1 protein-coding gene is annotated in these 2,695 nt (G+C 72.7%); it reads left to right on the top strand.

Features of this window, described 5'->3' with window-relative positions:
• Window positions 1–244 precede the first annotated feature (244 nt).
• Window positions 245–2,641, top strand: coding sequence for an endopeptidase La (lon, locus tag K6I34_RS35225; protein WP_229332102.1), 2,397 nt, complete (start codon window positions 245–247; stop codon window positions 2,639–2,641).
• Window positions 2,642–2,695 lie beyond the last annotated feature (54 nt).

Below are 2,695 nucleotides of genomic sequence, written 5' to 3'. Positions count from 1 at the left end.
GAACGACGGTGCATGTAATACGGCTCCCCTTACGTATCGGCCGCACGCACCGCGTTTCAGGTTCCCGCCCGCAGGCCCCTCCCCCGGCGCACCAGCCAACCCAGGGGCGCGGGGAACTGCGCGAGAAGCGACCACCGGCCCGCACCCGCAGACGATCGCTCTGAGCGAACAGAAGCCCGGGAACAATCCGCCAGGCCCCCGCATTGAGTCGGCATAGCTCAACTTGCCTGCCGAAGGGGAGATCATGGCTTTCACGTCCGCACCGCTCACCCTGCCCGTTCTGCCGCTGGACGACGAGGTCGTACTGCCCGGCATGGTGGTCCCCCTCGACCTGTCCGACGGCGAAGTACGCGCCGCGGTGGAAGCCGCGCAGGCCTCTGCCACAGGCGGCGGCAAGCCGCAGGTGCTGCTGGTGCCCCGCCTGGAAGGCGCCTACGCCGGCACCGGCACCCTCGGCCGCGTCGAGCAGGTCGGGCGCCTCTCCGGCGGCGACCCCGGTGCACTCATCCGCGGCGTGGCCCGCGTCCGTATCGGAGCCGGCACGACCGGCCCCGGTGCAGCGCTGTGGGTCGAGGGCACCCGGATCGAGGAGAGCGTCCCCGATCCCCTCCCCGGCTCGGTCGCCGAGCTCATGAAGGAGTACAAGGCCCTGGCCACGAGCTGGCTGCGCAAGCGCGGCGCCTGGCAGGTCGTGGACCGTGTCCAGCAGCTCGACGACGTCGCGCAGCTCGCCGACAACGCCGGCTACTCCCCGTTCCTCACCGTCGAGCAGCGCGTGCGGCTGCTGGAGACGGCCGACCCGGTGGCCCGGCTGAAGCTCGCCGTGACGTGGCTGGGCGAGCATCTCGCCGAGCAGGACGTGGCGGAGTCGATCGCCAAGGACGTGCAGGAGGGCGTCGACAAGCAGCAGCGCGAGTTCCTGCTCCGCCGTCAGCTGGAGGCCGTCCGCAAGGAGCTCGCCGAGCTCGACGGCGAGCCCGGCAACGAGTCGGAGGACTACCGCGCCCGCGTCGAGGCGGCCGACCTGCCGGAAAAGGTCCGCGAGGCCGCCCTCAAGGAAGTCGGCAAGCTGGAGCGGTCCTCCGACCAGAGCCCCGAGGGCGGCTGGATCCGCACCTGGCTCGACACGGTCCTGGAGATGCCCTGGAACGAGCGGACGGAGGACGCGTACGACATCCCGGGCGCCAAGGCCGTCCTCGACGCGGACCACGCGGGCCTGGAGGACGTCAAGGAACGGATCACCGAATACCTGGCGGTGCGGAAGCGGCGCACCGACCGGGGGCTTGGCGTGATCGGAGGGCGGCGCGGGGGCGCGGTGCTCGCGCTCGTCGGTCCGCCCGGCGTCGGCAAGACCAGCCTCGGCGAGAGCGTCGCCCGCGCCATGGGCCGGAAGTTCGTCCGCGTCGCCCTCGGCGGCGTACGGGACGAGGCGGAGATCCGCGGCCACCGCCGTACGTACGTGGGCGCGCTGCCCGGCCGCATCGTGCGGGCGGTCAAGGAGGCCGGTTCGATGAACCCGGTCGTGCTGCTGGACGAGATCGACAAGGTCGGTTCCGACTTCCGCGGCGACCCGGCCGCGGCCCTCCTGGAGGTACTGGACCCCGCGCAGAACCACACCTTCCGCGACCACTACCTGGAGGTCGAGCTCGACCTCTCCGACGTCGTCTTCCTGGCGACGGCGAACGTCCTGGAGGCCATCCCGGAGGCGCTCCTGGACCGTATGGAGCTGGTCCGTCTCGACGGCTACACCGAGGACGAGAAGGTCGTCATCGCCCGCGACCACCTGCTGCCCCGGCAGCTGGAGCGCGCGGGCCTGGAGAGCGGCGAGGTGGCCCTCTCCGACGAGGCGCTGCGCAGGCTCGCGGGCGAGTACACCCGCGAGGCGGGCGTGCGCACCCTGGAGCGCGCCCTGGCCCGGCTGCTGCGCAAGGTGGCCGCCCAGCACGAGCTCGGCGAGCGCGAGCTGCCGGTCTCGCTCGGCGCGGGGGACCTGCGGGCTCTCATCGGCCGCCCGCGCCACACGCCCGAGTCCGCGCAGGACCCGGCGGAGCGGCGTACGGCGGTGCCGGGCGTGGCCACGGGCCTCGCGGTCACCGGGGCGGGCGGTGACGTCCTGTTCGTGGAGGCGTCCCTGGCCGACCCCGAGACCGGCGGCGCGGGCCTGACGCTGACCGGCCAGCTCGGTGACGTGATGAAGGAGTCCGCTCAGATCGCGCTCTCCTTCCTGCGGTCGCATGGCGCGGAGCTGGAGCTTCCGGTCGGCGACCTGAAGGACCGGGGCGTCCACCTGCACGTCCCGGCGGGCGCGGTCCCGAAGGACGGGCCGAGCGCGGGCATCACCATGACCACGGCCCTGGCCTCGCTGCTCTCCGGCCGCAAGGTGCGTCCGGATGTCGCCATGACGGGGGAGGTCTCGCTGACGGGGCGGGTGCTGCCGATCGGTGGCGTGAAGCAGAAGCTTCTCGCTGCGCATCGGGCGGGGGTGACGATGGTGATCATCCCTCAGCGGAACGAGCCGGACCTGGACGAGGTGCCGGAGGAGATCCTCGCGACGCTGGACGTCCATCCGGTGGGGGACGTCCGCCAGGTCTTGGAGCTCGCGCTCCAGCCGGCGGCGGCTGCGGTGGCGGTGGCGGCCTGATCCCGTCTGCGGGTCCGGTGGGGCTTCTCGCGCAGTTCCTCGCGCCCCTTGGGT

Source organism: Streptomyces sp. UNOC14_S4, assembly GCF_020740835.1.
GTDB lineage: Bacteria > Actinomycetota > Actinomycetes > Streptomycetales > Streptomycetaceae > Streptomyces.
This window is presented reverse-complemented; position numbering and strand designations above follow the sequence as displayed.